Origin of the sequence: Caulobacter sp. BK020 (genome assembly GCF_004342605.1) — a bacterium.
Taxonomy (GTDB): domain Bacteria; phylum Pseudomonadota; class Alphaproteobacteria; order Caulobacterales; family Caulobacteraceae; genus Caulobacter.
Genome location: NZ_SLZL01000007.1, coordinates 171,028 through 189,301 on the forward strand (window position 1 = coordinate 171,028; position 18,274 = coordinate 189,301).

Annotated in this window: 21 protein-coding genes; 8 read left to right on the forward strand and 13 right to left on the reverse strand. The window is 70.0% G+C overall.

From position 1 onward, the window contains the following. Positions 1 to 156 precede the first annotated feature (156 nt). Both mdoH and EV278_RS10840 read left to right on the forward strand, forming a co-directional pair. Positions 157 to 2,163, forward strand: a complete 2,007-nt coding sequence (mdoH, locus tag EV278_RS10835) for a glucans biosynthesis glucosyltransferase MdoH (RefSeq protein ID WP_132090649.1) — start codon at positions 157 to 159, stop codon at positions 2,161 to 2,163. Positions 2,164 to 2,269: 106 nt separating this feature from the next. Beyond that, on the forward strand, positions 2,270 to 3,172 hold the full coding sequence (locus EV278_RS10840) for a cobalamin biosynthesis protein CbiG (protein ID WP_132090651.1): 903 nt from the start codon (positions 2,270 to 2,272) through the stop codon (positions 3,170 to 3,172). 43 nt (positions 3,173 to 3,215) lie between these two features. Here EV278_RS10840 and EV278_RS10845 read toward each other — a convergent pair whose 3' ends face one another. Continuing rightward, a complete protein-coding gene (locus EV278_RS10845) occupies positions 3,216 to 4,592 on the reverse strand; it encodes an MATE family efflux transporter (RefSeq protein WP_132090653.1) in 1,377 nt (458 codons plus the stop codon). Between the two features lie 132 nt (positions 4,593 to 4,724). On the opposite strand from EV278_RS10845, the gene EV278_RS10850 reads away from it, so the two are divergent. Beyond that, positions 4,725 to 5,735, forward strand: a complete 1,011-nt coding sequence (locus EV278_RS10850) for an SDR family oxidoreductase (protein ID WP_132090655.1) — start codon at positions 4,725 to 4,727, stop codon at positions 5,733 to 5,735. A gap of 112 nt (positions 5,736 to 5,847) precedes the next feature. Here EV278_RS10850 and EV278_RS10855 read toward each other — a convergent pair whose 3' ends face one another. Further along, a complete protein-coding gene (locus EV278_RS10855) occupies positions 5,848 to 6,354 on the reverse strand; it encodes a PepSY domain-containing protein (protein ID WP_132090658.1) in 507 nt (168 codons plus the stop codon). A gap of 122 nt (positions 6,355 to 6,476) precedes the next feature. On the opposite strand from EV278_RS10855, the gene EV278_RS10860 reads away from it, so the two are divergent. Together EV278_RS10860 and EV278_RS10865 are read left to right on the forward strand one after the other, a co-directional pair. Then, entirely contained in the window at positions 6,477 to 6,872 is a 396-nt protein-coding gene (locus EV278_RS10860; protein WP_132090661.1) for a VOC family protein, read from the forward strand. Positions 6,873 to 6,878: 6 nt separating this feature from the next. Next, complete coding sequence (locus EV278_RS10865; RefSeq protein WP_132090664.1) at positions 6,879 to 7,928, forward strand: ThuA domain-containing protein; 1,050 nt, start codon at positions 6,879 to 6,881, stop codon at positions 7,926 to 7,928. A gap of 13 nt (positions 7,929 to 7,941) precedes the next feature. Here the strand turns inward: EV278_RS10865 and EV278_RS10870 are convergent, their stop codons facing one another. Both EV278_RS10870 and EV278_RS10875 read right to left on the reverse strand, forming a co-directional pair. Next, the gene (locus tag EV278_RS10870; protein WP_132090667.1) at positions 7,942 to 8,505 is read right to left on the reverse strand and encodes a DUF2239 family protein; all 564 of its coding nucleotides are present in this window, start codon (positions 8,503 to 8,505) and stop codon (positions 7,942 to 7,944) included. Beyond that, entirely contained in the window at positions 8,502 to 8,849 is a 348-nt protein-coding gene (locus EV278_RS10875) for a GIY-YIG nuclease family protein (RefSeq protein ID WP_132090670.1), read from the reverse strand. The genes EV278_RS10870 and EV278_RS10875 overlap by 4 nt, the downstream gene beginning before the upstream one ends. Positions 8,850 to 8,994: 145 nt before the next feature. On the opposite strand from EV278_RS10875, the gene EV278_RS10880 reads away from it, so the two are divergent. Then, on the forward strand, positions 8,995 to 9,330 hold the full coding sequence (locus EV278_RS10880; RefSeq protein ID WP_132090673.1) for a hypothetical protein: 336 nt from the start codon (positions 8,995 to 8,997) through the stop codon (positions 9,328 to 9,330). An 11-nt stretch (positions 9,331 to 9,341) separates the two neighbouring features. Here the strand turns inward: EV278_RS10880 and EV278_RS10885 are convergent, their stop codons facing one another. Further along, positions 9,342 to 9,788 carry an NUDIX domain-containing protein gene (locus tag EV278_RS10885; RefSeq protein WP_132090676.1) on the reverse strand — a complete coding sequence of 149 codons (447 nt, stop codon included), beginning with the start codon at positions 9,786 to 9,788 and terminating at the stop codon, positions 9,342 to 9,344. A 4-nt stretch (positions 9,789 to 9,792) separates the two neighbouring features. Continuing rightward, positions 9,793 to 10,830, reverse strand: a complete 1,038-nt coding sequence (locus EV278_RS10890; protein ID WP_132090679.1) for a S1/P1 Nuclease — start codon at positions 10,828 to 10,830, stop codon at positions 9,793 to 9,795. 346 nt (positions 10,831 to 11,176) lie between these two features. On the opposite strand from EV278_RS10890, the gene EV278_RS10895 reads away from it, so the two are divergent. Further along, positions 11,177 to 11,668: a 3D domain-containing protein gene (locus tag EV278_RS10895; protein ID WP_132090682.1), complete on the forward strand. Its 492-nt coding sequence runs from the start codon at positions 11,177 to 11,179 to the stop codon at positions 11,666 to 11,668. A 35-nt stretch (positions 11,669 to 11,703) separates the two neighbouring features. On the opposite strand, the gene EV278_RS10900 is transcribed toward EV278_RS10895, so the two are convergent. The 7 genes from EV278_RS10900 to cobA form a co-directional block, all read right to left on the reverse strand. Further along, complete coding sequence (locus EV278_RS10900; protein ID WP_132090685.1) at positions 11,704 to 12,174, reverse strand: response regulator; 471 nt, start codon at positions 12,172 to 12,174, stop codon at positions 11,704 to 11,706. A gap of 34 nt (positions 12,175 to 12,208) precedes the next feature. Continuing rightward, positions 12,209 to 12,586: a hypothetical protein gene (locus EV278_RS10905; RefSeq protein ID WP_132090961.1), complete on the reverse strand. Its 378-nt coding sequence runs from the start codon at positions 12,584 to 12,586 to the stop codon at positions 12,209 to 12,211. A 311-nt stretch (positions 12,587 to 12,897) separates the two neighbouring features. Next, positions 12,898 to 13,689: a phosphoadenylyl-sulfate reductase gene (locus EV278_RS10910; RefSeq protein WP_243692157.1), complete on the reverse strand. Its 792-nt coding sequence runs from the start codon at positions 13,687 to 13,689 to the stop codon at positions 12,898 to 12,900. Beyond that, on the reverse strand, positions 13,689 to 14,189 hold the full coding sequence (locus tag EV278_RS10915) for a DUF934 domain-containing protein (protein ID WP_132090688.1): 501 nt from the start codon (positions 14,187 to 14,189) through the stop codon (positions 13,689 to 13,691). The genes EV278_RS10910 and EV278_RS10915 overlap by 1 nt, the downstream gene beginning before the upstream one ends. Beyond that, positions 14,173 to 15,831 carry a nitrite/sulfite reductase gene (locus tag EV278_RS10920; RefSeq protein ID WP_132090690.1) on the reverse strand — a complete coding sequence of 553 codons (1,659 nt, stop codon included), beginning with the start codon at positions 15,829 to 15,831 and terminating at the stop codon, positions 14,173 to 14,175. Before EV278_RS10920 ends, EV278_RS10915 begins: the two co-directional genes overlap by 17 nt. A gap of 5 nt (positions 15,832 to 15,836) precedes the next feature. Continuing rightward, positions 15,837 to 16,202 carry a DUF2849 domain-containing protein gene (locus EV278_RS10925; protein WP_132090693.1) on the reverse strand — a complete coding sequence of 122 codons (366 nt, stop codon included), beginning with the start codon at positions 16,200 to 16,202 and terminating at the stop codon, positions 15,837 to 15,839. Next, positions 16,199 to 17,074, reverse strand: a complete 876-nt coding sequence (cobA, locus tag EV278_RS10930; RefSeq protein WP_132090696.1) for a uroporphyrinogen-III C-methyltransferase — start codon at positions 17,072 to 17,074, stop codon at positions 16,199 to 16,201. The genes EV278_RS10925 and cobA overlap by 4 nt, the downstream gene beginning before the upstream one ends. Before the next feature lie 221 nt (positions 17,075 to 17,295). Between cobA and gcvA the strand changes: the two genes are divergently transcribed. Next, a complete protein-coding gene (gcvA, locus tag EV278_RS10935; RefSeq protein ID WP_132090699.1) occupies positions 17,296 to 18,252 on the forward strand; it encodes a transcriptional regulator GcvA in 957 nt (318 codons plus the stop codon). Positions 18,253 to 18,274 lie beyond the last annotated feature (22 nt).

Sequence of the window (18,274 nt, forward strand, 5' to 3'; positions counted from 1 at the left end):
ACCGTCCGAACCGAGCACGCCGATCCTAGCGGACCCCCATCCCTAGCGATCCTCGCGCGTCCCGTGAAGACCGGCCTTGCGCCTCTCGAAAGCCCCCTTTCGGAGAGGCCCGGCTCTCGGACCCGTCCGAACCGGACAGCCGAGACGATGGACCTGATGAGCGAACGCGGCGCTTTCTTCGACCTGACCTCCTCGCGGAGCATCGCCTACGACATGGCGGTCTCCACCAGCGATCGGGTCGAGATCCCCGCCGACGCGCCCCTGGCCATGCCCGTCCAGCCCCTGGCCTTCTGGCAGGGCGAAGCCAAGCCCGTCGCCACGGCGAAGGATAACCTGGTCCTGCGTCGCTGGGGCGTGTTCGTCGCCACCGCGATCATGGCCTTCGCCGGCTGGCGGGCCACCTACGACACCATCGCCCTGGGCGGCGTAACCCGCCTGGAAGCTGTCGTCCTGACCCTGCTGGTCCCGCTGTTCCTGGCCCTGGCCCTGTGGTTCTGCACCGCCGTGGTCGGCTTCGTGGTGCTGCTGGGCAAGCCCAAGGATCCGCTGGGCATCGACGACAGCGCCAGCTCGCCCATGCCCAAGCCCAAGGCCCGCACGGCGATCCTGATGCCGGTGCACAACGAGGACGCCGCCGAGGTGTTCGCCCGCCTGCGCGCCATGGACGCCTCGATCGCCGAGACCGGCAACAGCCGCGCCTTCGACATCTTCATCCTCAGCGACACCCGCGACGCCGCCGTGGCCCTGGCCGAGCAGGCCTGCTTCGCCCGCTTCCGCCGCGAGGCCAGCAGCCACGCCTTCTACCGCAAGCGCACCCAGAACACGGGCCGCAAGGCCGGCAACATCGCCGACTGGGTGGCGCGCTGGGGCGGCGACTACGAGCACATGCTGGTGCTGGACGCCGACAGCCTGATGACCGGCGAGGCCATGGTCCGCCTGGCCGACGCCATGGAGCGTCATCCGCGCGTGGGCCTGATCCAGACCATGCCGATGATCATCAACGGCCAGACGATCTTCGCCCGCACCCTGCAGTTCGCCACGCGCCTCTACGGCCGCGTCGCCTGGACCGGCCTGGCCTGGTGGTCGGGTTCGGAGAGCAGCTTCTGGGGCCACAACGCCATCGTCCGCACCCGGGCCTTCGCCGAGACCTGCGGCCTGCCCGAGCTGAACGGCCCCAAGCCGTTCGGCGGCGAGGTGATGAGCCACGACGCCCTGGAAAGCGCCCTGCTGCGCCGCGGCGGCTGGGGCGTGCACTTGGCCCCCTATCTGGGCGGCTCCTACGAGGAGAGCCCCTCCAACCTGCTGGACTTCGCCACCCGCGACCGCCGCTGGTGCCGGGGCAACGTCCAGCACATCCCGCTGGTCGGCCTGCCCGGCCTGCACTGGATGAGCCGCCTGCACCTGGTGATCGGCGTGCTCAGCTACGGGCTCTCGCCCCTGTGGTTCGTGGCCCTGTCGTCGGGGATCATCTCGCGCATGCTGATGCCCGAGCTGAAGAAGGCCGCCTTCACCATGGCCGACCTGCAGGCCGCGGCCCACGCCCTGATCGACTGGCGCGAGATCCAGGCCACCGCCTGGGCGATGATCATCACCTTCGTGCTGCTGTTCGGCCCCAAGATCCTGGGCTCCATCCTGGTCTTCTCGCGCAAGCACGAGATCAAGGGCTTCGGCGGCCGCCGCCGGATCCTGGCCGGCCTGGGCGTGGAGATGCTGCTCTCGGCCCTGGTCGCCCCGATGCTGATGTTCACCCAGACCCGCGCCCTGGTCGAGATCCTGGCTGGACGTGTCGGCGGGTGGGGCGCCCAGCGCCGCGACGCCGACAAGGTGACCGGCAAGGAGGCCTTCGCGGCCATGGGCTGGATCAGCGTCACCGGCGTGGTGCTGGCCGTGGCCTTCTGGTTCACGCCCGACCTGCTGACCGCGACGATGCCGATCCTGGCCGGCCTGATCCTGGCCGTGCCGCTGACCATGCTGGGCGCCCACAAGTTGGCCGGCCTGGGCGTCAAGTCGAACGGCCTGTTCATGACCCCGGAAGAGCGCCGCCCGCCAGCCATCGTCCGCGCGGCCCTGGGCCCGGCCTGCGAGCCGCCCGCCCGCTGGTTCAGCCGCCAGCCGCCCCCGGTGCTGGTCGCCGACGCGGCGGCGGAACGGAACGCCGCCTGAGGGCTTGTCGCTTGAGCGCGACGGCGTCTTTCATCGCTTAAGGGTGGCCGCCCGCGGCCGGCCGGAGTAGAAGCGCGCTTCGTTCAATCCCAACGGAGCGTCCGCCGTGTCGCGCCTCTTCAGCGCCTATGTGATCGTCGACTGGAGCGCGGCGGCCAAGCCGACCACGGGGGCGGATTCCGTGTGGATCGGCGTGATGAAGCGCGACGTGCGCTTCCGTCTGACCTTCGAGAGCTTCAACCCGCCCACCCGCCAGGAGGCCGAGACCAAGCTGGCGACGATCCTGGACGACCTGAAGAAGCGGGGCGAGCGGGCCCTCGTCGGCTTCGACTTCCCGCTGGGCTTCCCGCGCGGCGTCTCGGCGGCCCTGGCCCTGAAGGGCGACCATCCCTGGCGCGCGGTCTGGGACCAGCTGGCCAAGATGGTCAAGGACAAGGCCGACAACACCAACAACCGCTTCGGGGTCGGCTCGGAGCTGAACCGCCGGCTGACCGGCGGGCCGTTCCCGTTCTGGGGCTGCCCGCCCAAGGACGCCCTGACCACCCTGCAGCCCAAGCGCACCCGCGAGCACGGTCCGGACGACCTGCCCGAGTACCGCCACACCGATCTGGCGGCGAAGGGCGCAGCTTCGATCTGGAAGCTCTATTACAACGGCTCGGTCGGCGGTCAGGCGATCGTCGGCATCCCGGCCGCCCGCCGGCTGAAGGACGCCCGCGGCGACGCCGCGCGGGTCTGGCCGTTCGAGACCGGCTTCAAGGCCCTGACCGAGGCCGACCTCGAGGGCGTGCAGGTGGTGATCGCCGAGGTCTACCCCTCGCTGGTCAAGGCCACCCCGGCCCCCGGCGAGGTCAAGGACGCCGCCCAGGTCCGCGCCCTGGCCGAACACTTCGCCAAGCTGGACGAGGCCGGCAAGCTGGCCGCCCTGTTCGGTCCGAGCAAGGACGCGCCCGCCGACCTGGTGGTGGACGCGGAGACCGAAGAGGGCTGGATCCTGGGGGCGGCGATCTAGGCTGCTGATGGGGACAGGCGCACGCGCCTATCCCCAGACGTGGTCACCGCTCCTTCACGTCCAGCATCCGGTACCGTCCCAGCAGGAACGCCGCGGCCACGAAGCTGGTGACGATCACCGACACCACGATGCCATTGACGCCCAGCTTCATCGGCAGGGCCAGCCACCAGGCCAGGGGGCCCATGATCAGGGCGTAGCTGATCATGTGGGTGCGGGCCGGGATCCACACCTCGCCGCGGGCCCGCAGAGCCTGGGCGCAGACCACCTGCACGGCGTCGGGCACCAGGAACAGGCAGGTCAGGGCCAGGGCCGGGGCGATCAGGGCCAGGGCGGCCGGGTCGCTGGTATAGGCCTCGCCCACCACGTGGCGCAGCGGATAGAGCAGCACCGCCACCAGCAGGGCGAAGACAGCGGTGACGGCGAAGGCGATCCAGCCCGCCCGGCTCATGCCCTGGCTGTCGCGCGCGCCATAGGCCCGGCCCACCTGCACGGCAGTGGCGGTCGACAGGCCCAGCGGGACCATGAAGATCACCGCCGCCACGTTCAGCACCACCGCCCAGGCGGCCACGTTCAGCCCGCCCAGCCAGCCCGCCACCAGGCTCATGCCGGCGAAGGCCGAGACCTCGAACAGGTTCGAGGTCCCCGCCCCGTAGCCGACCCGCCGCTGCTCCTTCTCGGCGACAGGATCGCGAGTGGGCTTGTCGAACACGCCCATGGCGCGGGCGTCCTTCAGGCGCACGATCACCACCGCCAGCATCAGGGCGAAGACGCTGCGGGCCACGAAGGTCGACCAGGCCGCGCCCACCGCCCCCAGGGCCGGCAGGCCGAAGGTCCCCGGCACCAGCAGCAGGTTGACGGCCAGGTTCACCAGGTTGGCGACCCACATGTTGACCGTGACCAGCCCCGGCCGCCCCAGCCCCTCCAGCCAGAAGCTCAGGGCCACGCTGACCGCGTAGGGCGTCAGGGACAGGGAGAACACGATCAGCGGCGCGGTCGCGCCCTGGGCCAGGGCGGTCTCGATGCCCACGTGATGCAGCAGCGGCGGTCCGGCCAGGACCAGCAGCACTGAACCCGCGACGCCCAGCCAGAAGGCGTAGACCACGCCCCGTCGCAGCACGGCCCCAGCCTCGTGCGGCCGCCCCGCCCCCATGGCCCGCGAGCCCATCACCTGGGTCCCGACCAGCAGGCCGACGGTCACGGTCACGAAGATCGAGGTCGGCGCCCAGGCCATGGCGTGGAAGCCCAGCTGCCGGGCCGAGAAGTGGCCGACCACGATGGCGTCGGTCAGGCCCATGACCATGATGCCCAGGCGCGACAGCACCACCGGGCCGGCCAGCCGCAGCAGTTCGATCAGGTCGGAGACAATGACGCCGTGCGGCTTCCCAGGGCGGGGAGCCGGCGCGGCCGCGGAACGCGACATCGGTTGGGCCTTTCAAAGAGGCCGGGAAGGTGACCGATGCCCACGCTTTGGGCAAGCCCGCTTCCGGTGGTCGCGCTTGGAACATCCCCGCCGCCCGCTGGTTTCGCCGTCGTCAGCCGCAGGAGGCCTTCCATGCCCGATGTCGAAACCCCGCAATTCGAACCCGCCGCCGATCGCGCCGCCCAGGCCGAGCGCGACATCCAGGCCCCGCTGGACGCCAAGGAGCAGCGTTCGTTCCAGGACGGCGGCCAGAAACAGGAAAAGCCCGCCATGCAGGCCGGCGCCCGCCCCTACCCCGCGCCGCCGTTCCCCGAGCAGCACCAGGCCAAGCCGGGCGTCGAGGCCAGGCTGGACCCGGCTCCGATGTACGACGCGCCGTTCTACAAGGGCTCGGGCAAGCTGGAGGGCAAGGTCGCCCTGATCACCGGGGCCGACAGCGGCATCGGCCGGGCCGTGGCGGTGCTGTTCGCCCGCGAGGGGGCCGACGTCGCCATCGCCTATCTCGACGAGGAGCTGGACGCCGCCGAGACCCGAGCCGCCGTCGAGCGGGAAGGCCGCCGCGCCATCCTGCTGCCCGGCGACGTCGCCGATCCCGCCTACGCCAGGGCCGCCGTCGAGCGCACGGTGGCGGAGCTGGGCAAGCTGGACGTCCTGGTCAACAACGCCGCCTTCCAGGAGCATGTGCTGGATTTCGAGGACCTGACCGTCGAGCACTTCGACCGCACGCTGAAGACCAACCTCTACGGCTATTTCCACATGGCCCAGGCGGCGGTGAAGGTCATTCCGCCGGGCGGGGCGATCATCAACACGGGCTCGGTCACCGGCCTGCTCGGCAACAAGGACCTGCTGGACTATTCCCTGACCAAGGGCGGCATCCACGCCTTCACGCGCTCCCTGGCCACCCACCTGGTCGACAAGGGCGTCCGGGTCAACGCCGTGGCCCCCGGTCCGGTCTGGACGCCCCTGAACCCGGCCGACAAGCTGGGCCCGCAGGTGGCCCAGTTCGGCGGCAAAACCCCAATGAAGCGCCCCGCCCAACCCGAGGAGATCGCCCCCGCCTATGTGTTCCTGGCCTCGCCCCAGACGTCCAGCTACATCACCGGCGAGGTTCTGCCGATCATCGGCGGGTACAGCGGGGGGTAGGGGCGGCCATAGCCCCCGGAGAAATCCTCATCCTGAGCTTGTCAAAGGACGAGGATTTCTACTGCACAGCCGCCGAAGCCAACCTCATCGTGGAGATTCGTGAACACGGCCCCTAATGCGGCCAGGCCTGCGTCAGCACCTTGGCTCCACCGCCCTTCCAGCTGACCTCCAGGGCCGGCGCCGTAGGCTGGCCCTCGGCGAACAGCTCGTAGATCACCTCCCCGTCGGCCTGGGTGCTTTCGATCACCCGGACCGGCGCGACCTTGGGGGCGGCCTTGACGGCGGCGTCGCGCACCGGCTGGGGCGTGGCGGTCCAGGCGATGTCGCGCTGGGTCTCGACGATCTTCCACCGGCCGCCGGCCTCCAGCAGGTCGAACTCGATCTCGGCGCCGTCCGGCAAGGTTCCCTCGACATCGTAATAGCGGCGGTTCTCGCGCACCTTGAGTTCCGCCTCCTTGATCTTCAGGCCCGGCGCGGCCTTGGTGACCGCCGCGACCACGGCCGGCGGCAGGTCGGTGGCCTCGACCGGCGTGATCTTGGTCTCGGGCGCCTGGGCCAGGGCGGGGCCGGCGATCAGGGCCAGCGCGAGGGCCGGGGCTAGGGTCGAACGAGCGAACATGGCGGCTTCTCCAGAGGCGGATCGTCGGCGATCCCGGCAGTATGCTTCAATCGAACGTCGACGGCGCGCGGATCGCACGTCGCGTCCTCATGCTAAGCAGGGACCTCACCGAGTGAGTCTCCATGGCCCAGCACCTCGCCCTCCTGTCCCTGCTTGTCCGCGACTACGATGAGGCCCTGGCCTTCTATGTCGGCAAGATGGGGTTTTCCCTAGTGGAGGACAGCGAGCTGGGCGGCGGCAAGCGCTGGGTCGTGGTCGCGCCGGGCGCGGCCGGCACGCGCTTCCTGCTGGCCAAGGCCAGCGACGATCAGCAGACGGCCCTGGTCGGCGGCCAGGGCGGCGGCCGGGTCTGGCTGTTCCTGCACACCGACGCCTTCGAGGCCGACCACGCCCGGCTGAGCGCGGCCGGGGTGAGGTTCCTTGAGGAGCCCCGCCACGAAGCCTATGGCAGCGTGGCGGTGTTCGAAGACCTCTACGGCAACCGCTGGGACCTGCTGCAACCCAAGACCAAGGCCTGATCCTCCATGCGTCGCTTTTTCGCCCTCCTGCTGGTCGCCCCCCTGGCCCTGTTCGCGGTCCTGGCCGCCGCCCCCGCCCTGGCCAAGCCGACCTCGCTGCGGGTGCTCTATCTGGATCAGTCGGTCGGCTGGAAGCACGCGCCCGTTGCGCGTCCCGACGGCGGGCTGGCGCCGTCCGAGATCGCGATGCAGGCCATCGGCCGGGAGAGCGGCGCCTTCACCGCCGAGGTCACGCAGGACGCCCGTGAGATCACGCCGGAGCGGCTGGCGAGCGTCGACGTGCTGGTGTTCTACACCACCGGCGCCCTGCCGATCTCGCCGGGGGCCTGGGCCGCGATCCAGGCGCGGGTGAAGGCCGGCAAGCTGGGCTTCGTCGGGATCCACAGCGCCACCGACACCGGCTGGCCCTATGACGGCCCGGGCGAGACCTATACCCGCTTCATCAACGGCAAGTTCGCCGGCCATCCCTGGACCCAGGGCACGCCGATCCGCGTCGAGACCCTCGATCCCGACCTGGCCTTGGTGAGCATGTGGCCGGTCAGCTTCGACTATGCCGAAGAGATCTACCAGCACAGCGACTTCGATCCGTCCAAGGTGCGCGTGCTGCAGACCCTGGACTTCGCCGGCACGCCGCTGAAGCGGCCCTACGCCGTGCCGATCGCCTGGGCCCGCCAGATCGGCCAGGGCCGGCTGTTCTTCACCAACCTGGGCCACACGCCCTCGACCTGGGACGATCCGCGCTTCCGCAGGCAGATCGTCGAGGCGGTGAACTGGACGGGCGGGCGCACCGACGGCGACGCCAGCCCCGACACCCTGCGCCAGTTCCTGTGGCAGGTGAAGGCGCTGCTGGCCTACGAACCGGCCGTCGGCCGCGACGACAAGGCGATCATCGGCCGGCTGCTGAAGATGGATCCGAAGTGGCAGACCGCCACCGCCCAGCGTATCGCCGGCCTGCGCACGGTCTATCCGGCCAAGCCCGACAGCGACCGCGGGCCGTTCGACGCGGCCTACAAGGCCGTGCTGGCGGACGTGCTGGCGCGCGGCGGCGTGAAGTAGGCCCTGCTCCCCTTCAAGTCTCGAACGCCTCGCTCGCCAGGGTCCGCAGGTGGTCGCAGATGTCCGCCGGCCAGTCGGCGATCCGCGCCGCGAACCCGACGGCCTCGCCGGCGAACAGCGCCCGGCTCATGGCCTCGAAGCCCGGCCGGTCGCCGGCCATGACCGAGGCGAAGCGGTAGGCGGCGTCGCGGGCGGCGCGGCGGCGGTCGGGCCCCTCGCTCTCGCGACGGGCGGCCTCGACCAGCTTGCGCAGGGCGACCGACGCCCCGCCCGGCTGGGCGGCCAGCCATTCCCAGTGGCGCGGCAGCAGGGTCACCTCACGGGCCGTGACTCCCAGCTTGGGCCGTCCCCGGCCGCGCGGGGCGGCCTCGCCTTCCCCTAATCTCAAGGCTATGTCCCACGGTCCGCCACGCAGGTCGAAATCCACCTGCCGCCCCTCGGGATCGAAGATCAGCAGCGAGGCCTCCGGCGCCTGGGCTAGGCGCGCCTGGGCGGCCACCGCCACCTCCAACTTGGGGCCGGCCGCGAGCCTCCGCTCGCCCTCGAACAGAACATAGGCCGTCACGGGCTCGCTCATCGCCGCAGCCCCTCGGCATGTAGCGTCGCGCGCCAGTGCTCGCGGCGCTCGACCAGCAGCGAGGCCCGGCCCAGCCGCTCCAGCCCCTCGTCATCGAGCACTTCGAGCACCTCGAAGCCGAAGGCCGCCTCGCCGTGGGCGTTCCAGGCCTGCTGCAGGGTCGGACTGGTGTGGCCGCCCATGCGCAGGGCGAACCAGACGCCGTTCTGGCGGGTCGATAGGTCGGGCGTGCCGCCGATCCAGACCTCGCCGGTCGCCGCGCAGCGGACGGCGTAGATCCCCGCCTGGACCGCGCGGTCCTTGTAGTCGCGCTTTAGGGCGCGTCGGTTGTTCGTCGTTTCCATGGTTAGCTTTTTACCCGGGTATTTTGTTGAGTCAATATTACCCGGATATATTTTTAACACCTCGGGCGGAGCCGCGAACAGGAGCGCCGATGGCAAGAGCGCGCCAAAGGGGTTAGAGACCGCGGATGAACGCAGGAGGCGCGAGATGGCCAACAATCTGACCGGAAAGCTGGTGGCGACGCCCGCCCAGCCGCACGCCGACCCGGTCGCCGCAGCTGACCTGGCCTGGTTCACGGCGCATGAGGGCCGCCGGTTCCGCCTGCGCGATCCCGCGCCGCTGGAGTTCAAGGACCCGCTGGGCGATCCCGGCGACGGCTTTTCCTGGCGCGTGCTGGTGGCCAAATTGGCCGACGGCCGCCGCCTGCGCCTGCCCGTCTCCCTGGCCTGGGACCTGCACAACGACCACGCCAAGGACCAGCACCTGCGGATGATCTTCGACCAAGTCGCGCCGGAAAAGGCCAAGGCGCTGCTGAAGACGTAGGCCCGCGGTGGCTATCCCCGCCGCAGCCACGCCGCCACGGCCCAGGCGTGGGCGTCGTGCCTCAGGGCCACCACGGCGTCGCGCGGGTCCAGCCACACCAGGGCATGGTCGTCCTCGACCTTCAGCTCGGGCCGCTGCCCCGTGACGCGGACGACATAGATGCCGCCGTTGTTGCACACCGGCTGGCCGTTCGACTTCAGGAACGGCTGGCTGACCTCGATCACCCGGCGTTCCACCTCGACGACCAGACCGGTCTCCTCGCCGAACTCGCGCACGATGGCGGCGTGCTCGTCCTCGTCGCCGTCGACCGCCCCGCCCGGCAGGTCGAAATAGGGCGCCCGGCCCGGCTTGCGGACCTCGACCAGGGCGATGGTCCCGTTGGCCCCCTCGGCGATGCCGAAGGCGGCCCAGCGGTGCTTGTACTCCAGGCCCGGCTCGGGCGCGTCGAACGCCTGCATGGGATCAGTCCTTGCCGTACAGATCGTTCCACGGATCGGCCTTGCCGCTGATCACGTCGTCAACGGTGATCTCCGGACGGTAACCGATCTTGCCGGTGGCGCTGGCTTTCCAGGCGTCGACGACCATGTCGCGCAGCTGGGTCGCTCCGGCCGCCAGACGCTCGTCGACGAAGGCCTTGGCGCGCGGGTCGGTCGCCACCAGACCGCCCTCCTTCTCCAGCTTGTACAGAGGTTCGACGAAGCCGACCGTGGTGGTCAGATAGGTCACCGTCCGCGCCTCGATCGTGCAGCCGCAGTCCTGGTAGGCGGGAACCAGCGCCTTGACGTCGGCGTCGACGGCCACGGCCTTGACCAGCGGCCCCTCGAAATTGCCGTGGGTGGCCTTGCTCTGGGTGTAGCCGTTCGGATTGGGGTAATCGCCCCAGCCGTTGTAGTGCACGCTCAGATGCAGCGGCTGGCTGGCGTCGCCGACATAGTGGGCCCAGACGCCCAGGTCGCGGACCAGCAGCTCCTCGCGCCGCTTCAGGTCGGCGACGTAGTAGGCCCTGCGGATCGCGTCCTTCTCGGTCGTGGAGACGGACTTCAGGATGCGCCAGTAGGTGAAGTCCTTCACCAGCTGCTGGTAGCCGTCGATGATCGAATACGGCAGGTAGCCGGCGTTCCAGCTGTCGTGGCCAACGGCGGCCAGGGCCTTCTCGTAGTCGGCGCGGGTCGGCGGCAGGGTCTCAACCGTGAACTTCGGACCGCCGTACATCCGCCCCTCGTCGTCGATGTCGAGGAAATGGGCGGCGTCGCGGTCGGTATCGTGGACCTTGCCCGAGCCCTTCCAGCGGTCCGGCTCGCGGGCGTATTCGCCAATCGCGGCGGCCGCCTCCGGCGTGCGCAGGAAGGCCGGCAGGTCGCTGGGGAAGCTCTCGGCGGCGACGACCCCGACCATGCGGTGACCCCAGGCGCCCCAGGCCAGGGCCGAGCTGGCGGGGGCGGCCATGGCGGCGATCAGCGCGACGCTGGCGAAAAGGCGGACGGACGGCTTCATGCGCACTCCAACGAACGGACGGCCGGGGCGATCGCGGCGACTCAGCCTGTCCCGCGGACCGGCTCAAGACGCGTGCACCGCCGAAAAGCCGTGGACGACTCCGGTTTATGCCACGGTGACGCCGATCGCCAGAGCGGGGCGTTTCCGCCCTCAAGCGTCAGCATGCAATCCCTTGCCAGGTCCCGGTTAACGCTCATCAGGGAACCAAAACTGCGTTCGAACGATGGCGCCGAGCGCCGCCGCTAAGGGTGCAGCGCGGCATCAGGTCGCCTCCTGGTGGGTTGTCACGCGGCTGTGATCTTAGTAATCAGGCCGCCGACCGACACTCTACGCCGATAAGAGGACCCCCTCGATGCGACGCACGTTTGCGGGATTTCTGGCCATCGCGGCCATGTCCATCGCTCTCCCCGCCCTGGCCGCCGACTCGGACTCCAAGCCCGATCCGCTGGGCGATCTGATCACCGGCGCCCTGACGGGCACCATGCCGGGGTCGGTCGAGTACAAGATGAAGGCCACGCTCTACCACGCCGGCGCCAAGGGCATCCGCGCCCTGGACAGCCTGGGCTGCAAGGTGGTGGCCATGCGCACCCTGGCGGTCGACAAGACCGTGATCCCGCGCCGCACCGTGGTGTTTATCAAGGAAACCGTCGGCCTGCCGATGCCCAACGGCGAAAAGCACGACGGCTACTGGTACGCCTCCGACATCGGCGGGGCGATCAAGGGCAACAAGCTGGACCTGTTCAGCGGCCAGGGCGCGTCCTCGATGAAGCCGCTGATGGGCCTCAACCTCTCGACCCTCTCGGTGACCAAGGTCGGCGAGTTCAAGGGCTGCCCGCCGGAATAGGCGGCTTCCCCCGGAGGCAAGGCGCTCCGGCTTTCCTAGATGAAGACGTCGCTGGACGGCGAAGGCCTGCCTGCGGGAGCGCTCCGCGGCGCGAACCCATTACCCGGGGCCGGCGTCGGCGAAGGCGGCTTCAGCATCTTGCCCACGCGCTCGACCAGGTCGGCGCCGCTGAACGGCTTGAGCATGCAGGCCCGGACGCCCAGGGCGGCGCCGCGCTTGACCTCGTCAACGCCCAACCGCTTGCCCACCAGCAGGATCTGGCCGACCGGACGCGCAACGTCGCGCTGCAGCGCCGCCATCACTTCGAAGGCGCTCATCTCGGTGATCACCAGGTCCAGAACCAGGATCGCCGGACGCATGTTGTGCGCCACTTCCAGCGCGGCCGGGCCGCTGCGGGCCGCCAGCGCGTGGTAGCCGGCCAGGTCCAGGCGGATCTGCAGCATTTCCAGGACGGCCCGGTCGCTGTCGGCGACCAGGATGCGTGTGCCGGGTTGAACCATGTTCATGGGCGCCCCCGCGGTTTGTGTCGGCGGTCCGCCATCAGAAGAGATCCAGGTCGCCGGCGTCGTCGCCGTCGTTGATGCCGGCTTCGTCGCCGCCGAACGACGAGGTCATCCGGTCGGCCAGGGCGCCGAGGGTGACGCTCCGCAAGGCGGCGCCGACCTCGATGGCCTCGGGCGCGGCCACGGTCTGGCTGAGGCTGCGGGCGAAGGTCGACAGGCCGGTCAGGTGCTGGCTGAGCAGGTCCACGGCCTGGATGCCCTCGATCAGCTGTTCACGATGCTCGGGCGCCACGGTCCCGATCAGCTTGCCGATCAACGTGTCCAGAAAGATGCAGCGGGCGCCGGCCAGCTCCAGTTCCCACGACAGGACATCGAACGTCGCCGAGACGTCCGACCGAAGCTCACCCCCAACCATCGACACGATCTTTTCTCCCGAACCCAGGCCGAAGCTACGAGGCGAGACCTAACGACGATTTAACCCTGGGGATGTGTCCGACCCGGTCCCCTGCGTCGAAACCGCGCGGTCAGCTGCTGGAAAGTCTGGAATGGCCAGAGCCGCCCGAGCTGGTGCGCCCTCCGCAGCAGCCCTCGGGGCGGATGGGAGTGCGGCGGTCTGGCGCGCTGGCCCGCCAAGGCGCTTCACCGTCAGCTGAACCAAGGGTCCCGGGCACGAGACCCGGAATGACGAGCTATTGGGGGAGCCGTCAGAATTAAAGGCGCTTGGCCTTAGATCCCCTCGCCCACGTTCGGCGCGGCGCCGGGGGCCCGGGCGACGTGGATGCCGCACTCGGTCTTGTCCTGCCCCGCCCAGCGGCCGGCGCGGACGTCGGCGTTGGGATCGTCCACCGGCTTGGTGCACGGCCAGCAGCCCACCGAGGGAAAGCCCTGGGCGACCAGCGGATGGGCCGGCAGGTCATGCTCGGCGACATAGGCGTCCAGCTCGGCCTTGCCCCAGTTGGCCAGCGGGTTGAACTTGATCTTGCCCTCGGACTCCTCGACCACTCGCAGCCGCAGGCGGTCGCCGCCGTGGAAGCGCTTGCGGCCCGTGGTCCAGGCGGAGAACTCGCCCAGGGCGCGATCCAGGGGCAGCACCTTGCGGATATGGCAGCAGGCGTCGGTGTTGGTGCGCCACAGGTCTGACTTGGGATCGGTGATCGCCAGGTCGGTATAGGCCGGGCGCAGGTCGCGCACGTCGCTCAGGCCCAGCTTGGCGGCCAGTTGCTTGCGATAGTCCAGGGTCTGGCCAAACAGCATGCCGGTGTCGAGGAACAGCACGGGAATGGCGGTCGACACCTGGCTGGCCAGGTGCAGCAGGACCGCCGATTCCGCCCCGAACGAGCTGACCAGGGCCAGCTTGTCGCCGAACGTCTCGTAGGCCTTGCGCAGAATGGCCAGCGGATGGGCGTCGCGCAGCTCGGCGTCCAGCCGCGTCGCCAGGTCCGCGACCCCGTTTTCCGGGACGAGCGGCTGCGGAACGGCGGTCGGCTTCACCTCGGTCACGGTCTGGTCGTAGGCCATCAGCTGGCCCTTTCCTCGAACGCCACCGGACGGTTGTCGGCGGCGCGCTGATAGACATGGCGGTAGCGGTGGGCGGCCTTGGTCCAGGCCTCTGGCGTCGCGCCGTCGGCGGGCTCGAAGGCGTCGAAGCCGCAGCGGACCATGAACCCGGCCTGTTCCTGCAGCACATCGCCGACAGCCCTCACCTCGCCGGTGAAGCCCAGGCGCTCGCGCAGCAGGCGGGCCGAGGTGTAGGCGCGACCGTCGCGGTACTTCGGGAAGGCCAGGGCCACCACCGACAGTCGCGGCAGGTCGTAGGCCAGGGCCTCGACCTCCTGGTCCGGCTCGATCCTCACGCCGACGCGGCGGCTGTTGGACAGCAGGATCTCGCCCTCGGCCTGGAAGCGGGCCAGGGACAGGATCACGTCGCCTTCCGGCAGCGCGTCGTCGTCGCCGACGTGGGTGAAGATGTCCTCGGCCCACTCGGCCGTGTCACCAGCCAGCTTAATCAGCTTGGGCATAGACCGCCTCCTTGAAGGGTTCGAGGCCGACGCGGCGATAGGTGTCGAGGAAGCGCTCGTCGCCGGTGCGGATGTTCAGATAGGCGTCGACCAGGGCGTCGATGGCGGGCGCGACCTTGTCGGCCGACAGGCCGGGACCCAGGATCCGGCCGATGCTGGCGTCCTCGGCCCCCGACCCGCCGAGCGAGAGCTGGTAGAATTCCTCGCCCTTCTTGTCGACGCCCAGGATGCCGATGTGGGCCACGTGGTGATGGCCGCAGGCGTTGATGCAGCCGCTGATCTTGATCTTCAGCTCGCCCACCGTCTCGGCGCGATCCGGATCGGCGAACTTCCGGGCGATGTCCTGGGCGATCGGGATGGCGCGGGCGTTGGCCAGGGCGCAGTAGTCCAGGCCCGGGCAGGCGATGATGTCGCTGGCCAGGTCGATGTTGGCGGTGGCCAGGCCCGCGGCTTCCAGCGCCGCATGGACGGCCGGCAGGTCGTCCAGCTTGACGTGCGGCAGGACCAGGTTCTGGGCGTGGGTCACGCGCAGGTCGTCCAGGCTGTAGCGCTCGGCCAGGTCGGCGACGACCTCCAGCTGCTCGGCCGTGGCGTCGCCCGGGGTCTGGCCGATGGCTTTCAGCGACACCTCGACGATGGCGTAGCCCGGCTGCTTGTGCGCCTTGACGTTGTTACGCACGAACCGTTGCAGGGCCGGGCTGGCGGCGCGGGCGGCCTCGAAGGCGTCCGACACCGCCGGCAGGGTCTCGAAGTTGGTCTGGGCGAAGGCGGCGCGGACCCGGGCCAGCTCGCCGGCCGGCAGGTTGGCGCGCGCGGCGTCGATCTTGCCCCATTCCTCCTCGACCTGGCGAGCGAACTCCTCGGCCCCCAGGGCGGCGACCAGGATCTTGATCCGGGCCTTGTAGATGTTGTCGCGGCGGCCATGGCGGTTGTAGACGCGCAGGATGGCCTCGACATAGCTGAGCAGGTGCTCGGCCGGCAGGTACGAGCGGATGGTCGGGCCGACATAGGGCGTGCGCCCCTGGCCGCCGCCGACGATCACCTCGAAGCCGATCTGGCCGTCGCGGCCCTTTCTCAAGATGAGCCCGATGTCGTGGACCTTGACCGCCGCGCGGTCGGCCAGGGCGCCAGTGATGGCGATCTTGAACTTGCGCGGCAGGAAGCTGAACTCGGGGTGCAGGGTCGACCACTGGCGCAGGACCTCGGACCACACGCGCGGATCGTCGATCTCCTCGGCCGTGGCGCCGGCGTAGGGGTCGGCGGTGACGTTGCGGATGCAGTTGCCGCTGGTCTGGATGGCGTGCAGGTCCACCTCGGCCAGGGCGTCCAGGATGTCGGGCGCGTCCTTCAGCTTGATCCAGTTGAACTGGATGTTCTGGCGGGTGGTGAAGTGGCCGTAGCCCTTGTCGTAGGTGCGGGCGATCCAGGCCAGGCGGCGGGCCTGGCGGGCGTTCAGCGAGCCGTACGGGATGGCGATCCGCAGCATGTAGGCGTGCAGCTGCAGGTAAAGGCCGTTCATCAGCCGCAGCGGCTTGAACTGGTCCTCGGTCAGCTCGCCGGCCAGGCGGCGGGCCACCTGATGCCGGAACTCGTTGGAGCGGTCGGTCAGGAATTCACGGTCGATGGGATCATACAGATACATGCGGCCTACTTCCTGCGGATCAGGTCGACGCGACCGGTCGAGCGGGCGGCGCCGGCCGCGTGGCGCAGCGCCTCGATCACCTCGCCGCCGACGGCCTGCTTGCCGTGGGTGGGTTCGTTGGTGGGCCCCAGGGCCCGGATGCGTTCGCGGTAGCTGATGGGCGCCAGCCCGCCATCCACCGGAGCCAGGTCGATCGGATAGACGTCGACCACCACCGTGGGTTGGGCCTTGCCGTTGGCGACCACGGCCTCGACCTCGGCGTCCTGGTCCTCGCCGAACAGCTGGGCGTCGCCGAAGCCCTCGACCCAGGCGCCGGCCTTCCAGAACACGACCTCGCCGTCGATCAGGCGATTGGCGGTGACAGCTTTCATTGACCGGGGCTCACGCGTTGAACATTGGAAGCGACCTCATCCTTGGCAAGGCTGAGATCGGGGAGTGCGATGTCCGCCATCGCCATGGCCTCGCCGACCATCAGCAGCGCCGGGCCCTTCAGGCCCTCGGCGGCGACGGCCAGACCGGCCAGGGTGGTCAGGATGCGGCGCTCGTCGGCGCGGCTGGCGTTCTCGACGATCAGGGCGGGGGTCGAACCGGCGCGGCCGGCGACCGCCAGGCGTTCGGCGATCAGGCCGGCGGTCGAGACGCCCATATAGACGACGACGGTCTGGTTCGGCCGCGCCAGGGCGGTCCAGTCCAGGTCTGGCTCACCGTGAGCGGCGTGGCCAGTGACGAAGGTCACGGCCTGGGCGGCGCCTCGATGGGTCAGGGGCGCGCCGGCGCCGGCCGAGGCGGCCAAGGCGGCGGTGACGCCGGGCACGACCGCGCAGTCGACCCCGGCTTCGCGGCAGGCGGCCAGCTCCTCGCCGCCGCGGCCGAACAGGAACGGGTCGCCGCCCTTCAGCCGCACCACGATCAGGCCCTCCAGGGCCAGGGCGACCAGCAACTGGTTGATGTCGTCCTGCGGCAGGGTGTGGCGCGACTTGCGCTTGGCGACATTGATCCGCCGCGCCGCCACGGGCGCCAGGTCGAGGATCTCGTCGGACACCAGGCCGTCGTGGACCACCACCTCAGCGGCCTGAAGGGCCTTCAGCGCCTTGATCGTCAACAGTTCCGGATCGCCGGGCCCCGCACCGACCAGGATCACTTTTCCCGGCGCGCGGGCGCTCGTCCCGCCGCCGAGAGCGACAAGACCGGCTCCCAAACGAGAGGGCGACCGGGAAGCGGATCGGACCGTTGGCCGAGCCATGTGATTCAGGTCCTCTATAAGCCAGCTACCATTGGCGACGCCCCGGACCGGCGACCTCGCCAAACCGGTTACGCCGAAAGCATTGCGGGGCGAACCCTAGGGTCCGCCCCGCTCGCGTTCGCCAAGGAAAAGGGCCATCTCCATCAGCGAACGCTTGCAAATTGGTCGCGACCGGGCCAATTCGCAAACAAGGTCTTCTGCCGGGGCGTTCAGTAAAACTCATGGAAAGACAGTCCGAACGACGTCGCCTCCCGCCCTTGAACGCCCTGCGTGCGTTCGAGGCGGCCGCGCGCCACCTGAACTTCAGCCGCGCCGCGGACGAGCTGTCGGTGACGCCCGGCGCGGTCAGCCAGCAGATCCAGAACCTGGAGGACTATGTCGGCGCGGCCCTGTTCAAGCGCACCCCCAAGGGCCTGCTGCTGACCGACGCGGCCCAGACCGCCCTGCCCGCCCTGCGCGAAGCCTTCGACCGCCTGGCCGAGGCCGCCAGCCTGCTGACCGCCGCGGTCGACGGCCGCCGCCTGACCCTGACCGCCGCCCCCTCGTTCGCCGCCAAGTGGCTGGTGCCGCGCCTGGGCAAGTTCGAGCAGGCCCAGCCCCAGGTCGACGTCTGGCTGTCGGCCGGCATGGAGGTCGTCGACTTCGCGGCCGGCGAGGTCGACCTGGCCATCCGCTACGGCTCAGGCCGCTATCCGGGGCTGGAGGTGATCCGCCTGCTCAGCGAGACGGTGATCCCGGTCGCCAGCCCCGAACTTCTGGCGTCCAACCCCTTGGAAACGCCCGAGGACCTGTCCCGACACATCCTGCTGCACGACGGCTCGCCCGACGCCGACGACAGCTGCCCCGACTGGGCCATGTGGCTGGCGGCGCGGGGCATCAAGAGCGTCGACGGCGCGCGTGGCCCGCGCTTCAACCAGTCCAGCCTGGTGATCGAAGCCGCCGCCAACGGCCGCGGCATCGCCCTGGCCAAGCAGACCCTGGCCCAGGCCGATCTCGACGCCGGCCGGCTGGTGATCCCGTTCGAAGCCGCCACCGCGGTGGATTTCGCCTATTACGTCGTCCACCCCAAGGCCAAGGGCCGCCTGCCACAGGTCAAGGCCTTCGTGGCCTGGCTCAAGGAAGAGGCCGCCGCCCACGAAGCGGCCCTGCTGACGATGGACAACGGCGCCGGCATCTAGGGGGCCGGCCAACGGTCAGGTT

Bases quoted from the DNA above. Each gene is read 5' to 3' on its own strand.
- mdoH (WP_132090649.1), top strand. From the start codon at position 157: ATGAGCGAACGCGGCGCTTTCTTCGACCTGACCTCCTCGCGGAGCATC.
- EV278_RS10845 (WP_132090653.1), bottom strand. From the start codon at position 4,592: ATGTCGCGTTCCGCGGCCGCGCCGGCTCCCCGCCCTGGGAAGCCGCAC.
- EV278_RS10850 (WP_132090655.1), top strand. From the start codon at position 4,725: ATGCCCGATGTCGAAACCCCGCAATTCGAACCCGCCGCCGATCGCGCC.
- EV278_RS10855 (WP_132090658.1), bottom strand. From the start codon at position 6,354: ATGTTCGCTCGTTCGACCCTAGCCCCGGCCCTCGCGCTGGCCCTGATC.
- EV278_RS10860 (WP_132090661.1), top strand. From the start codon at position 6,477: ATGGCCCAGCACCTCGCCCTCCTGTCCCTGCTTGTCCGCGACTACGAT.
- EV278_RS10865 (WP_132090664.1), top strand. From the start codon at position 6,879: ATGCGTCGCTTTTTCGCCCTCCTGCTGGTCGCCCCCCTGGCCCTGTTC.
- EV278_RS10870 (WP_132090667.1), bottom strand. From the start codon at position 8,505: ATGAGCGAGCCCGTGACGGCCTATGTTCTGTTCGAGGGCGAGCGGAGG.
- EV278_RS10875 (WP_132090670.1), bottom strand. From the start codon at position 8,849: ATGGAAACGACGAACAACCGACGCGCCCTAAAGCGCGACTACAAGGAC.
- EV278_RS10880 (WP_132090673.1), top strand. From the start codon at position 8,995: ATGGCCAACAATCTGACCGGAAAGCTGGTGGCGACGCCCGCCCAGCCG.
- EV278_RS10885 (WP_132090676.1), bottom strand. From the start codon at position 9,788: ATGCAGGCGTTCGACGCGCCCGAGCCGGGCCTGGAGTACAAGCACCGC.
- EV278_RS10895 (WP_132090682.1), top strand. From the start codon at position 11,177: ATGCGACGCACGTTTGCGGGATTTCTGGCCATCGCGGCCATGTCCATC.
- EV278_RS10900 (WP_132090685.1), bottom strand. From the start codon at position 12,174: ATGAACATGGTTCAACCCGGCACACGCATCCTGGTCGCCGACAGCGAC.
- EV278_RS10905 (WP_132090961.1), bottom strand. From the start codon at position 12,586: ATGGTTGGGGGTGAGCTTCGGTCGGACGTCTCGGCGACGTTCGATGTC.
- EV278_RS10910 (WP_243692157.1), bottom strand. From the start codon at position 13,689: ATGGCCTACGACCAGACCGTGACCGAGGTGAAGCCGACCGCCGTTCCG.
- EV278_RS10915 (WP_132090688.1), bottom strand. From the start codon at position 14,189: ATGCCCAAGCTGATTAAGCTGGCTGGTGACACGGCCGAGTGGGCCGAG.
- EV278_RS10920 (WP_132090690.1), bottom strand. From the start codon at position 15,831: ATGTATCTGTATGATCCCATCGACCGTGAATTCCTGACCGACCGCTCC.
- EV278_RS10925 (WP_132090693.1), bottom strand. From the start codon at position 16,202: ATGAAAGCTGTCACCGCCAATCGCCTGATCGACGGCGAGGTCGTGTTC.
- cobA (WP_132090696.1), bottom strand. From the start codon at position 17,074: ATGGCTCGGCCAACGGTCCGATCCGCTTCCCGGTCGCCCTCTCGTTTG.
- gcvA (WP_132090699.1), top strand. From the start codon at position 17,296: ATGGAAAGACAGTCCGAACGACGTCGCCTCCCGCCCTTGAACGCCCTG.